Below are 17291 nucleotides of genomic sequence, written 5' to 3' on the forward strand. Positions count from 1 at the left end.
CCGGGGTCCCTTTCCGTGCCCTGTCAGACGACCGTCACCGGATGCCGGACGACCGCGCCGAACAGGTAGCCGAGGGTGTTGTGCGGCTCGGTGTCGGGCTGGACGGCGCCGGTCTCGTCCACGGCGCGGGCGAGGAGCACGTGGGAGCCCTTCGCCGGACGTTCCCAGACATACCGCCACCGCTGCCAGGCGTACCGCGCGCGGGCGCGTTCCAGCACGGCCGGACGCCAGGACGCGCCTTCGTCGACGCTGACCTCGACGCGCCGGATCCGCCCGCCGCCCGACCAGGAGCGCCCGGTGAGCACCACCCTCCGGCGCGCGGGGATCTCGGCGTCCCAGGCCAGCTCGAAGGCGCTCTTGACGTTCTGGCGCGTGACGGGCTCGCTGCCCTCGGGCGGGTGGCCCGCGCCGAACAGCCGGTAGTACCGGGTGTTCCAGGGGGAGAACAGCGGTTCGGCGGCGACCTGGATGTCGCCGACCCACTTGATGGAGGCGATCCCCGCCCAGCCCGGCACCACCACGCGCACGGGGAACCCGTGGTCGGGGGGCAGCGGCCGGCCGTTCAGCTCGTAGGCGAGCAGGACGTCCTCCAGCGCCTTGGAGACCGGCAGGGGGCGGCGCACCCGGCCCTGGACGACGCCCTTGTCGACGTACTCGGCGTCCAGCCCCGACGGCAGGACGTCCACCGCCTCGGGGGTGAGGCCCGCGTGCCGCAGGACGGTCGCCAGCGGCACGCCCCGCCACCGCCCGACGCCGATCGCCCCGAGCCTCCACGGGGTGCCGCTGACGGCCTGCCCCTGCTGGGTGGTGAAGAACCCCCGGGCGTTGCCGGTGCACTCGATGGCGGCGGTGACGGTCTCGGCCGGCAGGGAGCGCAGGTCGCCGTATCCGAACTCGACGGCCTGGCCGGGTCCGGGCGCGCCGCGCAGCCCGTCGCCCCACAGCCGCAGCCGGTAGGCGTCCGGATCGATCTCGGGGGTGGCGGTGTGGTTGCGGACGAAGAAGCGCTCGGCGGGGGTGAGGAACTCCCGGGTGCGCACCGACTCCCAGCGCAGTTCGGCGTTGGTCCCGTGGGAGACGAACCACTCGGGGGGCAGCGGTTTGACGATGGGACCCGCGGCCCGCGCGGGGGAGGGCGCGGCGCCGGCGAAGGCCAGCCCGGCGCCCAGCGCGGCCGAGCCGCGCAGCAGGCCGCGGCGCGACATCCGCGACCACTGGCGCGCGCGGACGGCGTCGTAGACGCTCTCGTCGGTGAGGTCGTGATCCATGGGACCGATGGTCACCCGAATTCCATGCTAAGTCAACCAGGTTGGTTGGTTATTCCGCGGAGGAGTACTCGCCCCCTCCGGGCACCCTGCGGTCTGGAGTTACGGTCACGTGGGGGATACTGTATGTCACTTTCCGTTATTGGATCGAGGGGGAACATGCGAGGCCGGTTCTCGCCGGGGCACGGTACTCCGCCCGCGGGCGCGGGGCGCCCCTCCCGGTGACCCCGGTGCGGAGGATGGTGAGTGCCCTGGTGCTGGGAGCCGGGGCACTGGTCGTGGTGCTCTGCGGGCACGCCCTCGTCGTCACCCCGCAACTGGTGGCGGAGAGCCCGCCGCCACCGCCGGGCCAGGACTTCGGCTCCGCCACCGCGCTGGTCGTCTTCCCGCTGGTGGTGTCGGCGGGACTGCTGGGCGGGATGCTGCTGATCTGGTCGGGCGTGCGGGGCATGCGCTCGGCGGGCCGTCCGGTGCTCTGGCGGGCCCGGCAGAGGACGGCCCTGTGGGGCTGCGCCGTCGGCACGGTCCTGGCCGCGTTCATCTACTTCTTCAGCGGGGAGCCGTGGACGGGCCTGCCGGAGGACTCCCGCGTCCAGGGGATCCTGATGGTCGTCTTCTACAGCGCCCTGGGCTTCCTGCTGATCGCGGTGCTCGCCCTCCAGAACGAGAGGAACGGCCGCGTCCCGCGCGCGGAGGCGTCCCGGCGGCGCCCGCGCTCACCGTGAGGATCCGGCCAGCTGCCCGTAGTTCAGGACCGGCCCCTCTCGGCAGACCCGCACGGGTCCGTCCGGCGTCTCCAGCAGGCAGCGCCCGCACCGGCCGCTGCCGCACTGGACGAGTTCGTGCGCGGCCACCTGGATCCGCTCGGCGGCCACCCCCTGCTCGTGCAGCCTCCGCGCGGTGGCCAGCGCCGGCCGCAGCGGCCCGGCCAGCAGCGCCACCGCCGCGTCCGGGTCGAAGGACAGACCGCCCGGGGACTCCGGGCCGTCCGCCGCAGGGCCGTCCACCACCGGGACGACCCTCCCCGACGGGGCGGGCCGCCCGCCGGAACCCTCGGGCGCGGCCGTCCAGACGGCCCCCGCCGCCCACACCCGCAGGCTCCGGTAGCGCGCCGAGTCGGCCAGCACCCGCTCCACCACCGGCCGGAGCAGGGCCAGACCCGGCTCCCAGCCGAGGACCAGCAGCTCGCCGCCCGCCGCGGGGCCGAGGTCCCAGCCGTTGCCGCGCGGGCCCGACAGCCCCACCCGGTCGCCGATCCGGCAGGCGCCCGGCCCGCACGGCACCCGCAGGGCCCTGAGCTCCACCAGCGAACTCTCCCCGGACCGCCCGTCGGACAGCAGCGGCCTGCCGCCCACGTCGGCCGCGGGGATGCGCATGCCCGCCCGGGTGTGCAGCACCCAGAACCGGCCCGGCGCCGCGCAGGCGGACGCCGGGGGAGCCTGCCCGGCCCGTTCGCGCTCCTGTCCATCGGGCGCGTCGGGCACCAGGACCAGCGTCATCTCGCCCGGGAGCTCGGCGTACCGGTCCACGATCCGGTAGGGGCGCGGCGCCGTGCTCCAGACCCGATACCGCTCCCTGCCCGGCACACGGCCCCCCTCGCGTCTCGTCCCGCCCGTGCCCGGCGATCCGGACACCCGCACCAGGCTGCGGGCGCGGCCCCCCGGACAGGTAGGGGCGAAAGTCCCTTTCCCGGAGCAGTCCCGCCGGTGGCGAAGGTCCTCCCGGCCGGGGACGTGCGCCTCTGCCCGGCCGCCCCGCCCGGCACGGCATGATCCACTCGGGGGGCGGGGCACACCGAGTGCTTACCCGCGCACCCGGTACCGCGTCCCCCGATCCGGGGATGCCCATCGAGACGAAGGAGAACACGATGACCCGGCGCCATGGAGTGCTCGTCGGCTACGACGGCTCCGAGGGCGGCGACCTCGCCCTGGACTGGGCCGCGGAGGAGGCAGTCCTCCGCGGGCTCCCGCTGACGGTCTGCCACGTCTGGCAGATCGTCTACCCGGGGTTCGTCGTGATGCCGGTGACCACGTTGAGCGACGCGGCCGAGAGCATCACCAGGACCGCCGCGGAACGCGTCTCGGGCGCCCACCCGGGGCTGGAGGTCCGCAGGCTGGTGGAGAGCGGATCGCCCGCCTACGCGCTGATCGAGCACGCGAGGGAGGCCGGGCTGACCGTGGTGGGCAGCGAGGGCGCCGGCACCGTGCGCAAGGCGCTCCTCGGATCGGTGAGCGCCCAGGTGACCGCGCACGCTTCCGGCGCCGTGACGGTCGTGCGCCCGACCTTCGGGCAGGGGAGCCGGCCCGGGCGGATCGTGGCCGGCGTCGACGGATCGCCCGCCGCCGACCACGCGCTGGGCGCGGCGTTCGAGGAGGCGCACCTGCGCCGGACGGGGCTGACCGTCCTGTGCGTGTGCCCGGAGAACGCGGGCGTGCGCGACACCCCGTTCGTCGACGACGGGGTCCTGCGCGAGCTGTCCCGGGAGCGGTTCGAGCGGTCCGTGGACTCCTGGCGGGCGAAGTACCCCCAGGTGCGGGCCGAGAAGGTCTTCCTGGAGGGCGACCCGGTCACCGAGCTGATCAACGCGTCCGAGGGGGCGGTCCTCCTGGTCGTCGGCTCCCGGGGCGTCGGCGGCATCCGGAGCATGCTCCTGGGCTCGGTGAGCGACGCGGCCGTCCGCCATGCGCTCTGCTCGGTCACCGTGGTCCACCCGCCGGAGGAGTGAACGCGGCAGAAGGGAGAAGGAGCATGAAGGGGAGACGCGGGACGAGGTGGCTCGTGCCGCCCGCGGGGCTGGCCGCCCTGGCCCTCTACGGCTACGGGAGGCTGCTGCTGCCCAGGCTGGACCGCTACGGGGCGACCCGGGCGGAGGCGTCGGCGCGGCTGCCGGGGGACGAGATGATCCCCGGCGGGACGGTGAGCACCATGGGGGTCACCCTGCGGGCCGCGCCGGAGCGGGTGTGGCCGTGGCTGGCGCGCGAGGACCTCAAGGCGGGGGAGCGGGTGTCCATGCCGCCCGGCGGCGACCCCCATCTCACGGTGGAGATCGTCGACGCTCCGCGCACGCTGGTCCTCAGCTCCGACCTGCGGCTGCCCCAGGGCCGGATGACGGTCCCCGAGGGGCCGCTCCCGCCGGTCTACTCCACCTCCGTGCGGGGCTACCACCTGCGGCCGCTCCCCGGAGGGCGCACCCGGCTGGTCGTCCGGACCCGCAGCGAGGGCAGGCCGCGGGCCCTGGTGCGGCTCGCCGGCCTCCTCGCCGACCGCCCCGGGCGCTTCCTGCGGTCGTTCCGCCAGTTCCAGCAGCTGCACGACCTCGCCGAACGGGCGGAGGCGGAGGCGGGCGCGCGGGTGGACGAAGGTCCCGCCGATGCCCGCCCTTCGGCCTCTGCCTCCCGGGTCTAGAGGACTGATCCTGGGAGGAGGGGAACCAGGGGGTGGAGCCGGTGGAAGAGATCAGGGTCATCCATCGCGACCAGGACGCGTTCGCGATCTTCGTACGGGACTACCTCGTGCAGGTGGACCAGCCGACGCGGTCGGGGGAGGAGAGCGGGCCGACCCCGGTGGAGCTGTTCGTCGCCGCGATGGCCGCCTGCGCCGCGCACTTCGCCTGCCACCACCTCAAGAAGGAGGGCCTGCCCTACAACGGGCTGGAGATGGGCGCCCGGTACCTGCTGGGCGGGGGCTCCCCGCAGCGCATCTCCCGGCTGACGCTCACCGTGCGCCCGCCCGCCCGGCTGCGGGAGGAGGACACCGACGCCATGATCACGGCGATCCGGGACTGCCCGGTCACCCAGTCCCTGATGGTGCCGCCGGAACTGCGGGTCCAGCTGGACGACCAGACGCGGGCGGCCTGAAGGGAGAGCAGCCATGTCCGAGGTCCTCGTCGGCTACGACGGTTCGCCCGCCTCCGAGCAGGCACTGCGCTGGGCGGTGCGCGAGAGCTCCCTGCGGGGCCTGCCGCTGGCGGTCTGCCACGCCTGGCACTGGCCGTACGCGATGGATCCGGTGCACCTGCCCTCGGTGGAGACCGTCCGCAGGTTCGCCGAGAACCTGCTGTACAAGGGGGTCTTCGAGGCCGAGGGCCTCGCCCCCCGGGTCAAGGTCCGCTCGGTGCTGCACCGGGGGCCCGCCGCGTCCGCGCTGCTGCACGAGGCGGGCCGGGCGGCCATGGTGGTGCTGGGGGCGCGCGGCGGCGAGGGGTTCCCCGAGCTGCCCACCGGATCCACCGCCACCCAGGTGGCCGGGCACGCCTCGTGCCCGGTGGTGATCGTCCGCGAGCCCGGGGCGGACGGTCCGGTGGCGGTGGGGGTGGACGGCTCGCACGCCGCCGACGCGGCCCTGGCGTTCGCCTTCGAGGAGGCCGCGCTGCGCGACCGGGAACTGGTAGCCGTGCACGCCGCGCCGCCTCCGTCCGATCCGGCCCGCCACGAGGAGGCCGCGCGGGAGGCCGGTGTCCTCCTGCAGCGGCAGGTGGCGCCCTGGGCCACCAAGTACCCGCAGGTGCGGATGCGGACCCGCCTGCTGCACGAGGAGCCGCGGGAGGCGCTGCGCGCGGCGGCGGAGGAGGCGGCGCTGCTGGTCCTCGGCGACCGGCGGGACGACACGCCCGCCACGCTGCGGCTCGGCGCGGTCAGCAGCGCGTTGCTGGACCTGACGCCCCGCACCCTGGTGGTGGTGCACCCCTGGCGGCGGAGCTGACCGCTCCCTCCGGTCAGTCCGGAGCCATCTGGGGGCGCAGCGGCCAGTGATGGCCGTAACCGTGCGGCCTGACGGCCCGCAGCGCCTCGTCCACGCAGACCTCGACGGGCTGGTCGGTGTCCACGGCGACGGCCCCCGGCCACGGCGCGGCCTCGGCCGCCATCGCCTCGGCGACGGCGGTGTCGGCGTCGGACGGGCCGCCCCGGCGGTCGCGCAGCCGGGCGGAGGAGACCAAGGCGGGCGTCCGGCACTCCAGGGCCACGAGGTCCGCGCGGGCCCGCCTGGCCACCGTCGCGGCCTCCTCCCGGAACACCTCGTCGCTCCAGGAGGCGTCGAGGACGACGGGCTCGCCCATGCCGAGCAGCTTCTCCGCCCGTCTCAGCAGTTCGGCGTAGGTCTCCTTGGTGGCCCGCGGGCCGTAGATGCCCTGCCCGTAGGGGGCGCGGGCCGGCTGCTCGGCGGCCAGACCGGCCAGTTCCTTGCGGGTGCGGTCGCTGCTCAGGACGCTCCAGCCGAGCCGGTCGCCCAGGGCGCCCGCCAGGGTCGACTTGCCGGTGCCCGGCAGCCCCCCGACCAGGACCAGCGCCACCGAACCCGCCCGCAGGTGCCGCAGCGCCAGCTCGGCGTACTCCCGCGCCACCGCGGGGCGCTCCGACAAGCAGGAGACCTTGGCCCGCACGAACGCGCGGTAGGCGATGTAATGGTGGCGCAGCGAGGCGGGCGCGGGGTCGCCGCCGAACTCGGAGTACCGGTCGAGGAAGGCGCGGGCCAGGGCGGGGGCGCGCAGCCGCTCCAGGTCCATGGCCAGGAACGCGGCGTCGTCCAGCCCGTCGACGTACCGGAGCCGGTCGTCGAACTCCAGGCAGTCCAGGATGCGCGGCCCGTCGGGCAGGCAGAAGACGTCGTCGGCGATGAGGTCGCCGTGGCCGTCCACGATCCGGTCGTCGGCGACCCGGCGGGCGAACAGCGGGCCCCGGCCGTCCAGGAACCGCAGCACCAGCCGCTCGATCTCGGCGGCCTCCGGCAGCCCGTAGGCGGCGGTCTCGGCGAGGTTGTCGGTCCAGCGGCGGCGCAGCGCGTCCCGGCCGCCCTCCCGGGAGATCTCCGGGCCGCGCGGCGCGCCCGCGTGCCAGGCCGCCAGCCGCCGTGCGACCTCACGCAGCGGATCTCCGACCGGCTCGCCCATGCGCACGAGCGCCGAGAGCCTGCGCTCGGGGTCCATGCGGCGCATCGCCACCAGGTGGTCGCAGACCACGCCCCGCTCGTCCCGCACGTCGTAGACACCCAGGTACACGTCGGGGGAGAAGCGGCGGTTGAGCTCCACCTCGCGGCGGCAGGCGCGCTCCCGCGCCTCCCGGGTGGTGAAGTCGAGGAAACCGTTGCGCACCGGCTTCTTCAGCTTGTAGGCGCGGTCGCCGGAGAAGAAGACGGTGGCTATGTGCGTCTCGGCCACCATGGCGGGACGGCTGTAGGACATGAGACCCCCACGCGTGTGTCACCCGGGGTCCAGTCCATCCTGTGACGGGAATGTCGGGAGAGGGCCGTCCAGCACCAGCCCGCGGGACCTTGGTCCTTTCCGCGCCAAGATCTCCGCTCCTACGCTCGAAGGATGAACGAGCGCGCGGAGAGACCCGTCATCGTCGGGGCCGACGGCTCCGGACCCGGCTACGCCGCCGTCGAGTGGGCGGCGCAGGAGGCGGTCCGCCGCGGGCTCCGCCTGCGGATCGTCTCCGTGCTCCCGCCCTGGCTGCTGGAGCCGCTGTCCGAGCCCAACGCCGACCGGATGCGCCGCGAACTGCGCGACAACGGCCAGGAGGTGCTCAGGCAGGCCGCCGCCCGTGCCGCGGCGCGGGAGCCGCGGGTGCGGACGGAGAGCGAACTGGTCCCCGGCAGCCCCGCCCAGGCGCTGCTGAAGGAGGCCGAGGACGCCCCGATGCTGGTGGTCGGCGGCCGGGGCCTGGGGGAGTTCGGCGGGCTGCTGCTCGGCTCGGCCACCAACCAGGTCGCGCTGTACGCGAACTGCCCCGTCGTGGTGGTCCGGCGCACCGAGGAGACGGCGTACGGCGAGATCGTGGTGGCGGTGGACGACACGCCGAGCGCCCAGAAGGCGCTGGCGTTCGCCTTCGAGGAGGCAGGGCTGCGCTCGGCGCGGCTGCGGGCCGTCCACGCCTGGCACGACCCCGCCTCCCTGGGCTGGGGCGAGATGCAGCCCCCGGTCTACGACCCCGAACTGGTCGCCGGCGAGGAGTCCCGGGTCCTGGCGGAGGCGCTGGCGGGCTGGCGGTCCCGCCACCCCGACGTGGAGGTCGTCGAGGACACGGTGCGCGGCGGGACCGTCCGCGTCCTGTCCGGGGCGTCCGCCCGCGCGGACCTGCTGGTGGTGGGCAGCCGGGGGCGCGGCGGCTTCGCGGGGCTGCTCCTGGGCTCGGTCGGCCAGGCGATGCTGCACCACGCCCACTGCCCGGTCGCGATCGCCAGGTGAGCGGGCGGGGGCTCAGGCGGCCACGGCGTTGATCCTGCGGCCCGACACGTACCGGCCAAAGATGCGGATGTAGCGGTCGCGGGGGCCGGGCGCCCAGGCGGGCAGCGGGAGCCGGGACAGCCGCTCGGCCTCGGCCGGGTCGGTGACGGCCCTGGCCTCGCCGATCAGCGTCACCGACCAGCCGCTGCGCACCTCGGGGTCGAAGTCGTCGGCCTCGAAGGCCACGACCGCGCGCCGGATGGCCAGGCCGAGCTTGCTGCCGACACCCGTCCGCAGGATGACGTCCGAGCCGTCCAGCACGAAGTTGACGGGCTGGATCGCCGGCAGCGCCCGGTCGGTGAAGGCGACCCTGCCGACCGGGACGGAGGACAGCAGCCGCAGGCACTCCCGCTGGTCCAGCACTTCGAGTCCATGAGCGTCGACTTCCATGGAATCATCGTGGGACGCGCGGCGCCGCCCGGTGCAGAGCCGAAGGTCCCGGACGGCGAGCGTTGGTCGGTGCGGCGGCGGACCTTGGTCCCTGTCGCGGCCGTGCCCGCGATGGTGTGCTGAGACGGTGAGAACCGACGTCGAGGGGATCGTGCGCGCCGCCATCGAGGCCGCGGTGTGGGCGCCGTCCGTGCACAACACCCAGCCGTGGTGGTTCGGCACCTGCGACCACGGGGACGGCGGCGCGCGCATCAGCCTGCACTCCGACTCCGAGCGGCGGCTGGACATCGCCGACCCCGACGGCCGGGAGATGCTCGTCAGCTGCGGCGCGGCCCTGTTCACCCTGCGCCTGGCCGTCCAGGCGCAGGGGTTCGAGCCGCGGGTGCGGACGCTGCCCGAACCCGACCGGCCCGGCCTGCTCGCCGACCTCGTCATCGACCCCGCCGCGCGGGTCGAGCCGGGCGCCCTGATGGCGATCGAGCGGCTGTACCGGCAGGTGAGGGAGCGGCGCAGCCACCGCGGCCCCTTCAGGCAGGCCGTCGTGGCCACCGGCGCGCTGACCGCGCTGCGCGAGGAGGTCCACCGGGAGGGCGCGGAGCTGCTCCTGGTGTCCGACGCCAGGGAGCGGCGCGCGCTGGCCGCCTTCACCGAGGTGGCCGAGCAGCTCCAGCGCCTGGACCCCGAGCACCAGGCGGAGGCGGCGCGCTGGGCGCCGCCGCCGGGCCGCCACCGCCACGAGGGCATGGTCGACCGCTCCTACCCGGCCGAGGACGTGTTCACCGACCCGCACTTCGCGGCGCGCGACTTCGCGCAGGGCCGCCCGTGGGGCGCGCCCGAGGAGCCGTCGGCCGAATCCGGCATCACGGGGGTGGTCGCGATCGTCACCACCCGCGGCGACGGGCGCGCCGACTGGCTGGCCGCCGGCCAGGGCCTGCAGCGCATGCTGCTGCACGCCTCGGCCGAGGGGCTGGCGGCGGCGCTGCACACCCAGCCGCTGGAGATACCCGAACTGCGCACCCTCATCCGCGTCCGCCTGTGTCACGGAGGACACCCCCAGGTCCTGCTCCGGTTGGGTGAGCCCACCGCGACTCTGGGAACGGTACGCAGGAGACCCGAGGAACTCACCGACGAGGAAGCATGAGCGAACCGGACGAACTGGACACCCTGGACGCCTGGTGGCGGGCGGCGAACTACCTCTCCGCCGGGCAGATCTACCTCCTGGACAACCCGCTGCTGCGCGAACCCCTGCGGCCCGAGCACATCAAGCCGCGCCTGCTCGGGCACTGGGGGACCTCCCCGGGCCTGAACTTCTGCTACGCCCACCTGAACCGGGCGATCCGGCGGCGCGACCTGGACATGATGTTCGTGATGGGCCCCGGCCACGGCGGGCCCTCCGCGGTGGCCAGCGCCTGGCTCGACGGCACCTACAGCGAGATCTACCCGCACGTCTCCCAGGACGAGCGGGGCATGGCGCGGCTCTTCCGGCAGTTCTCCTTCCCCGGCGGCATCCCGTCGCACGCCGCCCCCGAGACGCCCGGCTCCATCCACGAGGGCGGCGAGCTCGGCTACTCCCTGGCCCACGCCTACGGCGCGGCGTTCGACAACCCCGGCCTGACGGTGGCCTGCGTCGTCGGCGACGGCGAGGCCGAGACGGGGCCGCTGGCGGCGAGCTGGCACTCCAACAAGTTCCTCGACCCGGTCAGGGACGGCGCGGTGCTGCCGATCCTCCACCTCAACGGCTACAAGATCGCCAACCCGACGGTGCTGGCCCGCATCCCCGAGGGGGAGCTGCTCGCCCTCATGGAGGGCTACGGCCACCGCCCGTACCTGGTGAGCGGCGACGACCCGGCCGAGATGCACCGGCTGATGGCCCGCGCCCTGGACCGCGCCCTGGACGACATCGCCGGGATCCAGGAGGCCGCGCGCTCGGGCGGCGACCACGGCAGGCCCGCCTGGCCGATGATCGTCCTGCGCACCCCCAAGGGCTGGACCGGCCCCCGCAAGGTGGACGGCGTGCTGGTGGAGGGCACCTGGCGCGCCCACCAGATCCCGTTGAAGGCGCCCCGCACCGAACCCGGGCAGCTGGCGCAGCTCGAGGCGTGGCTGCGCTCCTACCGGCCCGAGGAGCTCTTCGACTCCGGCGGCGCCCCGGTGCCGCGGATCCTGGCGCAGAGCCCGGCGGGGGACCGCAGGATGAGCGCCAACCCCAGGGCCAACGGCGGGCTGCTGCTGCGCCCCCTCGACCTGCCCGACTTCCGCGACTACGCGGTGGCCGTGCCCGAGCACGGCATGGTCCAGGCCGGGGCCACCGGGGTGCTCGGCGGCTACCTGCGCGAGGTGGTCGCGGCCAACCGCACGAGCTTCCGCATCATGGGGCCCGACGAGACCGCCTCCAACCGGCTGTCGGCGGTCTTCGAACGCACCGACCGGGTCTGGCGCGGCGAGCTGCTGCCCACCGACGAGCACCTCGCCGAGCACGGCCAGGTCATGGAGGTGCTCAGCGAACACCTGTGCCAGGGCTGGCTGGAGGGCTACCTGCTGACCGGGAGGCACGGCCTGTTCAACACCTACGAGGCGTTCGTGCACATCGTCGACGCCATGTTCAACCAGCACGCCAAATGGCTGGAGGCCTCCCGCGAACTGCCCTGGCGGCGGCCGATCGCCGCGCTGAACTACCTGCTGTCCTCGCACGTGTGGCGCCAGGACCACAACGGCTTCACCCACCAGGACCCGGGCTTCCTGGACGTCGTCCTCAACAAGCGGCCCGAGGTCGTCGGGGTCTACCTGCCGCCGGACGCCAACACCCTGCTGGCCGTGGCGGACCACTGCCTGCGCACGAAGGACGTGGTGAACGTCATCGTCGCGGGCAAGCAGGAGGCCCCGGTGTGGCTGCCGATGGACGATGCCGTCGTGCACTGCGCCCGCGGCATCGGCGTCTGGGAGTGGGCGAGCACCGGCGGGGGCGCCGACCCCGACGTCGTCCTGGCCTGCGCCGGCGACATCCCGACGCTGGAGACCCTCGCCGCCGCCCGCCTCCTCGCCAAGTACCTGCCCGAACTGCGCGTCCGCGTGGTCAACGTGGTCGACCTGCTGCGCCTGCAGCCGCCGTCGGAGCACCCGCACGGGCTGAGCGACGCGGAGTTCGACGCCCTGTTCACCACCGACAAGCCGGTCATCTTCGCCTTCCACGGCTACCCGTGGCTGGTGCACCGGATGACCTACCGCAGGCACGGGCACGCCAACCTGCACGTGCGCGGCTACAAGGAGAGGGGCACCACCACGACCCCGTTCGACATGGTGATGCTCAACGACCTCGACCGCTTCCACCTGGTCATGGACGTCATCGACCGGGTGCCGGGCCTGGGCGGGAAGGTCGCGCCGCTGCGCCAGCGGATGGCCGACGAGCGGCTGCGCTGCCGCGCCTACACCCGCGCGCACGGCGAGGACGACCCGCTGGTCAGCGGCTGGAACTACCGGCCCGATCAGCCGGACCGGCCGGTGCCGGGGACGTGAGGATGCGGCGGCCCGAGCACAGCCGGGGGGAGATGCGGATGAACTCCTCCCGGCCGCCGGGCACCCACGGCCACAGGTCCAGCCCGGCCAGCGCCGCCGCCTCGGCGGGGTCGTCCACCCGCCGCGCCTGCCCCACCAGCACCACCGACCAGCCGGTGCGGCTCCGGGCGTCGTAGTCGTCGATCTCGAAGGCCACCACCGCGCTGCGCGCGGCGGCCGCCAGCTTCGAACCCGGCGAGGTGCGGATGATGACGTCCGCGCCGTCCATGGCGTAGTTCACCGGCTGGACGGCGGGCAGGGCCTGGTGGGTGAAGACGATCCGGCCCACGGGGGTGGTCTGGAGGAGGGCCAGGCACTCGTCGTCCCCGAGTATCTCCAGGCCTCCGGCATCCAAGGGCATGGCCGCCATCCTGCTCCCCGCGCCCGCGGGCTCGTAGGGGCGAAGGTCCCTATCCCGGCTGCCCCTCGCCGTGGCGTTCCCGGTCGGCGGGGGCCCGCGACGCCTTGAGCTGGGCGGCGAACGCCGCGGCCTGGGTGCGCCGGCGCATGTCCAGCTTGGCGAAGAGATTGGAGACGTAGTTCTTCACCGTCTTCTCGGCCAGGAACATGCGCTCGCCGATCTGCCGGTTGGTCAGGCCCTCGCCGATCAGCTCGAGGATCTGGCGCTCCTGGTCCGACAGCGCGGCCAGCGGGTCCTTGCGGCTCTCCCGCTCGCGCAGCCGCTGCAGCATCTGGCTGGTGGAGCGCGGGTCCAGCAGCGACTGGCCGGACGCCACGGTGCGCACCGCGCCCACCAGGTCCGAGCCGTGGATCTGCTTGAGGACGTACCCGGACGCCCCCGCCATCACCGCGTCGAACAACGCCTCCTCGTCCGAGAAGGAGGTGAGCATCAGGCACGCCACCTGCGGCAGCTGCGCCCGGATCTCCCGGCACACGCTCACCCCGTCGCCGTCGGGCAGCCGCACGTCCAGCACCGCCACGTCCGGCGCCGAGGCGGGGATGCGGGCCAGCGCCTGGGCCGCGGAGGAGGCCTCCCCCACGATCTCGATGTCCCCCTCGGCCTCCAGCAGCGCGGCGACGCCCTTGCGCACCACCTCGTGGTCGTCGAGCAGGAAAACGCGGATCTTGGCGCCGTGGGTGACCTGGGTCACGGAATGGCCTTCTTCCTCGGACGGTATGTTGCTGCTGAAGGTATCGGGGCGTCCGTCCTGTGACAACGGCCGAAGGCCCGGGAACGCGGGACCAAGGTCCCTGCGGGCCCGCCGCCGCGGCCGGGCCGCTCCGACCGTGTGACCAGGGCGTTCATCCAGGAGGGGCCGCGAACGTGGAGGGCGATTTCCGGCACGGGGACCGGGCCCGGCTGATCCTGCCGCAGCTGCGGCTGGACGATCTGCTGAGCGAGCTGCAGTCCCGCCTGGAGGCCGCGCGCTCCACCCGCGACCGGGTGCACTCCCTGCTGGAGGCCGTGGTCTCCATCGGCAGCGACCTCGACCTGGGCACCGTGCTGCGCCGCATCACCGAGGCCGCCACCACCCTGGTGGAGGCCAGATACGGCGCGCTCGGGGTGATCGGCGACGGCGGCGACAGCCTCGCGGAGTTCGTCACCGTCGGCGTCACCGACGAGGAGATCGCCGCCATCGGGCACTGGCCGCACGGCGGCGGCATCCTCGGCCTGCTGATCAAGGAGCCGCGCCCGCTGCGCCTGGCCGACCTGGGCGCCCACCCGGAATCGGCGGGCTTCCCCGCCAACCACCCGCCGATGCACCGCTTCCTCGGCGTGCCCATCCGGGTGCGCGACGAGGTGTTCGGCAACCTCTACCTGGCCGAGAAGCGCGACGGCGGGGAGTTCGACGAGCAGGACGAGGTGGTGCTCACCGCGCTGGCCACCGCGGCGGGCGTCGCCATCGAGAACGCCCGCCTGTACGAGGAGACCCGCCGCCGGGAGCGCTGGCAGCAGGCGCTGACCGAGATCTCCACCGCGCTGCTGTCGGGCACCGCCCCCGACGAGGTGGGCGGCCTGGTCGCCGACCGGGCCAGGGAGATCTGCGACGCCGACCTGGCCTTCGTCGCGACCGCCGACGAGGTGGCCGGGGAGTTCGTGGTGGCGGCCGCCGCCGGGCGCGGCGCCGAGCGCATCCGCGGCCTGCGGCTGCCGTTCGAGGGCGCCCTGGGCGCCGAGGTGCACGAGCACGACAGGTGCCTGCTGGTCGCCGACGCCCGGGAGGCGGCCCCCGGGGACGCCATCTGCGTGGAGCTGCCGATCGGGCCCGCCCTGCTGGTCCCGCTGGGCCGCGGCGGCTCGGCCCGCGGCGTGCTCGCGGTGGCCAACGCCGCGGGCGGCGCCGCCTTCACCGAGGTCACCCAGCGGCTGCTGGAGCCGTTCGCGGGGCAGGCCGCGGTCGCGATGGAGCTGGCCGACCGGCGGCGCGACCTGGAGCGCCTGTCGCTGCTGGAGGACCGCGACCGCATCGCCAAGGACCTGCACGACACCGTGATCCAGCGGCTGTTCGCCACCGCCATGACCCTGATGAGCGCCGGGAAGCTCGCCGACCGGCCCGACGTGCGGCGCCGCATCCAGCGTTCGGTGGACGACCTGGACGAGACCATCCGGCAGATCCGCTCCACGATCTTCGCCCTCCAGGTCGAGCCGGACGCCGAGAGCCTGCGCAGCCGGCTGCACTCGGTCGTCGACGACTTCACCGGGCTCCTGGGCTTCGCGCCCTCCGTCCGGTTCGACGGGCTCCTCGACACCGACGTCGACCCCCAGATCGGCGAGCAGCTCGTCGCGGTGGTCTCCGAGGCGCTGTCCAACGTGGCCAGGCACGCCGGGGCGGGCCGCGTCGAGGTCGTCCTGGACGTCCGCGACGACCTCGTCCTGCGGGTCGAGGACGACGGCTGCGGCATCCCGCCCGGCGGCAGGCGCAGCGGCCTGAAGAACATGGCCGCGCGCGCCGAGGCCCTGGGCGGCTTCCTGGAGCTGAGGGACCGCGAGGGCGGCGGCACCGTCCTGCTGTGGCGGGTACCCCTGCGCTGACCGGCGAGGCGGGACGAAGGTCCCTGCCCGCCGTGACCTCCGTGCCTCGCGTGCGGGGGAGGGGAGGAGCAGTCTCGGGGTATGAACGAGATTTCCCCGGAGCCGGTGATCGTCGGCACCGACGGTTCGCCCGCCTCGCACGCCGCGGTGGCCTGGGCCGCCGACGAGGCCCTGCGCACGGGCCGCCCGCTGCGCATCGTCCACGTGCAGGAGCCGTGGACGCTGGGCCTGCCCGACATCCCGCCGCCGATGGCCGACGAGGCACGGGCGGTGGAGTCCCGGGAGATCCTCGACGAGGCCGCCGCGCTGGCCGCGAAGGGCCGCCCCGAACTGACCGTGCAGACCGAGAACATCCAGGGCGAGACCGTCCGGGCGCTGCGCCTGCTCGCCGAGCGGGGCGGCGAGCTGGTGCTCGGCAGCCGGGGGCGGGGCCGGTTCGCCGAGCTGCTGCTGGGCTCCACCACCCTGCGGGTGGCCGGGCACGCCGCCCGGCCCGTGGTGGTGGTGCGGGGCGAGCCGGCGACCCGCCGCGGCGAGATCGTGGTGGGCGTGGCCTTCGACCACGACCCGACCGGCCCCCTCACCTACGCCTTCGAGGCCGCCCGCCGCCGCGGCTCGCGGCTGAGGGCCGTGCACGCCTGGGACGTCACCGACACCTTCGCCCGCCAGGCGGCCGAGGACCCCTCCTTCGTCGACCCCCTGGACCGCCTCACCGAGCTGCTGGAGTCCTGGCGGGTCCGCTACCCCGACGTCAAGGTCGCCGAGGAGATCGTCAACGCGCACCCCGCCGCGGTCCTGAGCGAGTCCTCCGCCGACGCCGACCTGCTGGTGGTGGGCACGCACGGGAGAGGCTCCCTGGGCAGCCTCCTCCTCGGCTCGGTCGGCCACGCCGTGCTCCACCACGCCCGCTGCCCCGTCGTGATCGTTCCGGTCTGACGGCCGGCCCGCATGGACGTCGACATCGTGAACGAAACGATCGTGGTGGGCGTGGACGGCTCTTCGGGGGCGTCGGCGGCGCTGGAGTGGGCGGCGGCCGAGGCCGCCCTCCGCAGGGCGCCGCTGCTGCTGACGCACGCCAGCAGGCTGCTGGAACCCGGGAGCATGCTCGGGAGGGAGGCGCTCGAGCGGCTGCGGGAGGAGCGGTGGCGGCTGCTGGAGTCGACCCGCGAGGGACTCCTGCGGGGCCTGCCGGAACTGCGGGTCGAGCTGAAGCTGGAGGCCGACGACCCGGCGCAGGTGCTGACGGAGCTCAGCAGGACGGCGCTGATGGTCGTGGTCGGTACCCGGGGCGCCGGCGGGTTCGAACGGCTGCTGCTGGGCTCGGTGGGGCTGCACGTGGCGGCACACGGGCACTGCCCCGTCGTGGTGGTGCCGCGCGGCGGGGAGCGCGAGCGCGGCGACCGCATCGTGCTGGGCGTCGACGAGCGGCACCGGGAGTCCGCGGCGATCGGCTGGGCCTTCGCCGAGGCCGACCTGCGCGGGGCGCCGCTGGCGGCCCTGCACGCGGTGGGCGGCTTCGGGGCGCCCGGCCAGCGCATCGGCGAGCAGATGGAGCTGTCGGAGGCGCTGGCCGGGCGGGTGAGCGATCACCCCGACGTGGCGGTGGAATACGTGCTGGCCGAGACGACCCCCGCACGCGCGCTCGTCGAGGCGTCCGAGGAGGCCGCGCTGCTGGTGCTGGGGGCCCGCAGACGCAGGCCGGGCCTCGGCGCGATGCCGGGCCGGGTCGGCCACGCGGTGCTGCACCACTCGGCCTGCCCCGTGGTCGTCGTCGCCGAGCCCGGCGAGGGCTGAGGGCGGGGAAAAGGAAAGCGGCGCAGGGAGGATACGGGGGCAACCCTCCCTGCGCCGCACATCGGTGTTCCGA

17 protein-coding genes are annotated in these 17291 nt (G+C 74.7%); 11 read left to right on the forward strand and 6 right to left on the reverse strand.

The annotated features are described in order from the left end of the window. Nucleotides 1-23 precede the first annotated feature (23 nt). The gene (locus C2865_RS37815; protein ID WP_106403632.1) at nucleotides 24-1268 is read right to left on the reverse strand and encodes a sulfite oxidase; all 1245 of its coding nucleotides are present in this window, start codon (nucleotides 1266-1268) and stop codon (nucleotides 24-26) included. A 236-nt stretch (nucleotides 1269-1504) separates the two neighbouring features. Between C2865_RS37815 and C2865_RS37820 the strand changes: the two genes are divergently transcribed. Further along, the gene (locus tag C2865_RS37820; protein ID WP_157964088.1) at nucleotides 1505-1990 is read left to right on the forward strand and encodes a hypothetical protein; all 486 of its coding nucleotides are present in this window, start codon (nucleotides 1505-1507) and stop codon (nucleotides 1988-1990) included. Here the strand turns inward: C2865_RS37820 and C2865_RS37825 are convergent. After that, nucleotides 1982-2851 (reverse strand): iron-sulfur cluster-binding protein, encoded by an 870-nt coding sequence (locus tag C2865_RS37825; protein ID WP_157964089.1) that lies wholly within the window; start codon nucleotides 2849-2851, stop codon nucleotides 1982-1984. The genes C2865_RS37820 and C2865_RS37825 overlap by 9 nt on opposite strands. A gap of 281 nt (nucleotides 2852-3132) precedes the next feature. On the opposite strand from C2865_RS37825, the gene C2865_RS37830 reads away from it, so the two are divergent. From C2865_RS37830 to C2865_RS37845, 4 genes are read left to right on the forward strand one after another with little or no spacing between them, the layout of a single operon-like run. After that, on the forward strand, nucleotides 3133-3990 hold the full coding sequence (locus C2865_RS37830; protein ID WP_198653879.1) for a universal stress protein: 858 nt from the start codon (nucleotides 3133-3135) through the stop codon (nucleotides 3988-3990). Between the two features lie 23 nt (nucleotides 3991-4013). Next, a complete protein-coding gene (locus C2865_RS37835; RefSeq protein WP_157964090.1) occupies nucleotides 4014-4670 on the forward strand; it encodes a hypothetical protein in 657 nt (218 codons plus the stop codon). A 41-nt stretch (nucleotides 4671-4711) separates the two neighbouring features. Continuing rightward, nucleotides 4712-5122 carry an OsmC family protein gene (locus C2865_RS37840; protein ID WP_157964091.1) on the forward strand — a complete coding sequence of 137 codons (411 nt, stop codon included), beginning with the start codon at nucleotides 4712-4714 and terminating at the stop codon, nucleotides 5120-5122. A 13-nt stretch (nucleotides 5123-5135) separates the two neighbouring features. After that, a complete protein-coding gene (locus C2865_RS37845) occupies nucleotides 5136-5966 on the forward strand; it encodes a universal stress protein (protein WP_106403596.1) in 831 nt (276 codons plus the stop codon). 13 nt (nucleotides 5967-5979) lie between these two features. Here C2865_RS37845 and C2865_RS37850 read toward each other — a convergent pair whose 3' ends face one another. Further along, nucleotides 5980-7443, reverse strand: coding sequence for a bifunctional aminoglycoside phosphotransferase/ATP-binding protein (locus C2865_RS37850; RefSeq protein ID WP_106403597.1), 1464 nt, complete (start codon nucleotides 7441-7443; stop codon nucleotides 5980-5982). A 132-nt stretch (nucleotides 7444-7575) separates the two neighbouring features. On the opposite strand from C2865_RS37850, the gene C2865_RS37855 reads away from it, so the two are divergent. Then, nucleotides 7576-8448, forward strand: a complete 873-nt coding sequence (locus C2865_RS37855; RefSeq protein WP_106403598.1) for a universal stress protein — start codon at nucleotides 7576-7578, stop codon at nucleotides 8446-8448. A gap of 12 nt (nucleotides 8449-8460) precedes the next feature. Here C2865_RS37855 and C2865_RS37860 read toward each other — a convergent pair whose 3' ends face one another. Beyond that, nucleotides 8461-8877 carry a pyridoxamine 5'-phosphate oxidase family protein gene (locus C2865_RS37860; protein ID WP_106403599.1) on the reverse strand — a complete coding sequence of 139 codons (417 nt, stop codon included), beginning with the start codon at nucleotides 8875-8877 and terminating at the stop codon, nucleotides 8461-8463. Nucleotides 8878-9004: 127 nt separating this feature from the next. Between C2865_RS37860 and C2865_RS37865 the strand changes: the two genes are divergently transcribed. Together C2865_RS37865 and C2865_RS37870 are read left to right on the forward strand one after the other, a co-directional pair. Continuing rightward, nucleotides 9005-10018, forward strand: a complete 1014-nt coding sequence (locus tag C2865_RS37865) for an Acg family FMN-binding oxidoreductase (RefSeq protein ID WP_198653880.1) — start codon at nucleotides 9005-9007, stop codon at nucleotides 10016-10018. Further along, complete coding sequence (locus C2865_RS37870; protein WP_106403600.1) at nucleotides 10015-12390, forward strand: phosphoketolase family protein; 2376 nt, start codon at nucleotides 10015-10017, stop codon at nucleotides 12388-12390. The genes C2865_RS37865 and C2865_RS37870 overlap by 4 nt, the downstream gene beginning before the upstream one ends. On the opposite strand, the gene C2865_RS37875 is transcribed toward C2865_RS37870, so the two are convergent. Both C2865_RS37875 and C2865_RS37880 read right to left on the reverse strand, forming a co-directional pair. Further along, the gene (locus C2865_RS37875; RefSeq protein WP_106403601.1) at nucleotides 12335-12790 is read right to left on the reverse strand and encodes a pyridoxamine 5'-phosphate oxidase family protein; all 456 of its coding nucleotides are present in this window, start codon (nucleotides 12788-12790) and stop codon (nucleotides 12335-12337) included. The genes C2865_RS37870 and C2865_RS37875 overlap by 56 nt on opposite strands. A gap of 49 nt (nucleotides 12791-12839) precedes the next feature. Then, nucleotides 12840-13541 carry a response regulator transcription factor gene (locus C2865_RS37880; protein ID WP_106403602.1) on the reverse strand — a complete coding sequence of 234 codons (702 nt, stop codon included), beginning with the start codon at nucleotides 13539-13541 and terminating at the stop codon, nucleotides 12840-12842. Nucleotides 13542-13714: 173 nt separating this feature from the next. Between C2865_RS37880 and C2865_RS37885 the strand changes: the two genes are divergently transcribed. The 3 genes from C2865_RS37885 (at nucleotide 13715) to C2865_RS37895 (ending at nucleotide 17218) form a co-directional block, all read left to right on the forward strand. Then, a complete protein-coding gene (locus C2865_RS37885) occupies nucleotides 13715-15424 on the forward strand; it encodes a sensor histidine kinase (protein ID WP_106403603.1) in 1710 nt (569 codons plus the stop codon). An 81-nt stretch (nucleotides 15425-15505) separates the two neighbouring features. Beyond that, nucleotides 15506-16360, forward strand: coding sequence for a universal stress protein (locus C2865_RS37890; protein WP_106403604.1), 855 nt, complete (start codon nucleotides 15506-15508; stop codon nucleotides 16358-16360). Nucleotides 16361-16387: 27 nt separating this feature from the next. Then, on the forward strand, nucleotides 16388-17218 hold the full coding sequence (locus tag C2865_RS37895) for a universal stress protein (RefSeq protein ID WP_198653881.1): 831 nt from the start codon (nucleotides 16388-16390) through the stop codon (nucleotides 17216-17218). Nucleotides 17219-17291: the final 73 nt, after the last annotated feature.

Origin of the sequence: Actinocorallia populi (assembly GCF_002995495.1) — a bacterium.
Lineage (GTDB): Bacteria > Actinomycetota > Actinomycetes > Streptosporangiales > Streptosporangiaceae > Actinocorallia > Actinocorallia populi.

Excerpts from the sequence above, each read along its gene's own strand:
- C2865_RS37815 (WP_106403632.1), bottom strand. The coding sequence starts at position 1,268 with ATGGATCACGACCTCACCGACGAGAGCGTCTACGACGCCGTCCGCGCG.
- C2865_RS37820 (WP_157964088.1), top strand. The coding sequence starts at position 1,505 with ATGGTGAGTGCCCTGGTGCTGGGAGCCGGGGCACTGGTCGTGGTGCTC.
- C2865_RS37830 (WP_198653879.1), top strand. The coding sequence starts at position 3,133 with ATGACCCGGCGCCATGGAGTGCTCGTCGGCTACGACGGCTCCGAGGGC.
- C2865_RS37835 (WP_157964090.1), top strand. The coding sequence starts at position 4,014 with ATGAAGGGGAGACGCGGGACGAGGTGGCTCGTGCCGCCCGCGGGGCTG.
- C2865_RS37845 (WP_106403596.1), top strand. The coding sequence starts at position 5,136 with ATGTCCGAGGTCCTCGTCGGCTACGACGGTTCGCCCGCCTCCGAGCAG.
- C2865_RS37850 (WP_106403597.1), bottom strand. The coding sequence starts at position 7,443 with ATGTCCTACAGCCGTCCCGCCATGGTGGCCGAGACGCACATAGCCACC.
- C2865_RS37855 (WP_106403598.1), top strand. The coding sequence starts at position 7,576 with ATGAACGAGCGCGCGGAGAGACCCGTCATCGTCGGGGCCGACGGCTCC.
- C2865_RS37860 (WP_106403599.1), bottom strand. The coding sequence starts at position 8,877 with ATGGAAGTCGACGCTCATGGACTCGAAGTGCTGGACCAGCGGGAGTGC.
- C2865_RS37870 (WP_106403600.1), top strand. The coding sequence starts at position 10,015 with ATGAGCGAACCGGACGAACTGGACACCCTGGACGCCTGGTGGCGGGCG.
- C2865_RS37875 (WP_106403601.1), bottom strand. The coding sequence starts at position 12,790 with ATGCCCTTGGATGCCGGAGGCCTGGAGATACTCGGGGACGACGAGTGC.
- C2865_RS37890 (WP_106403604.1), top strand. The coding sequence starts at position 15,506 with ATGAACGAGATTTCCCCGGAGCCGGTGATCGTCGGCACCGACGGTTCG.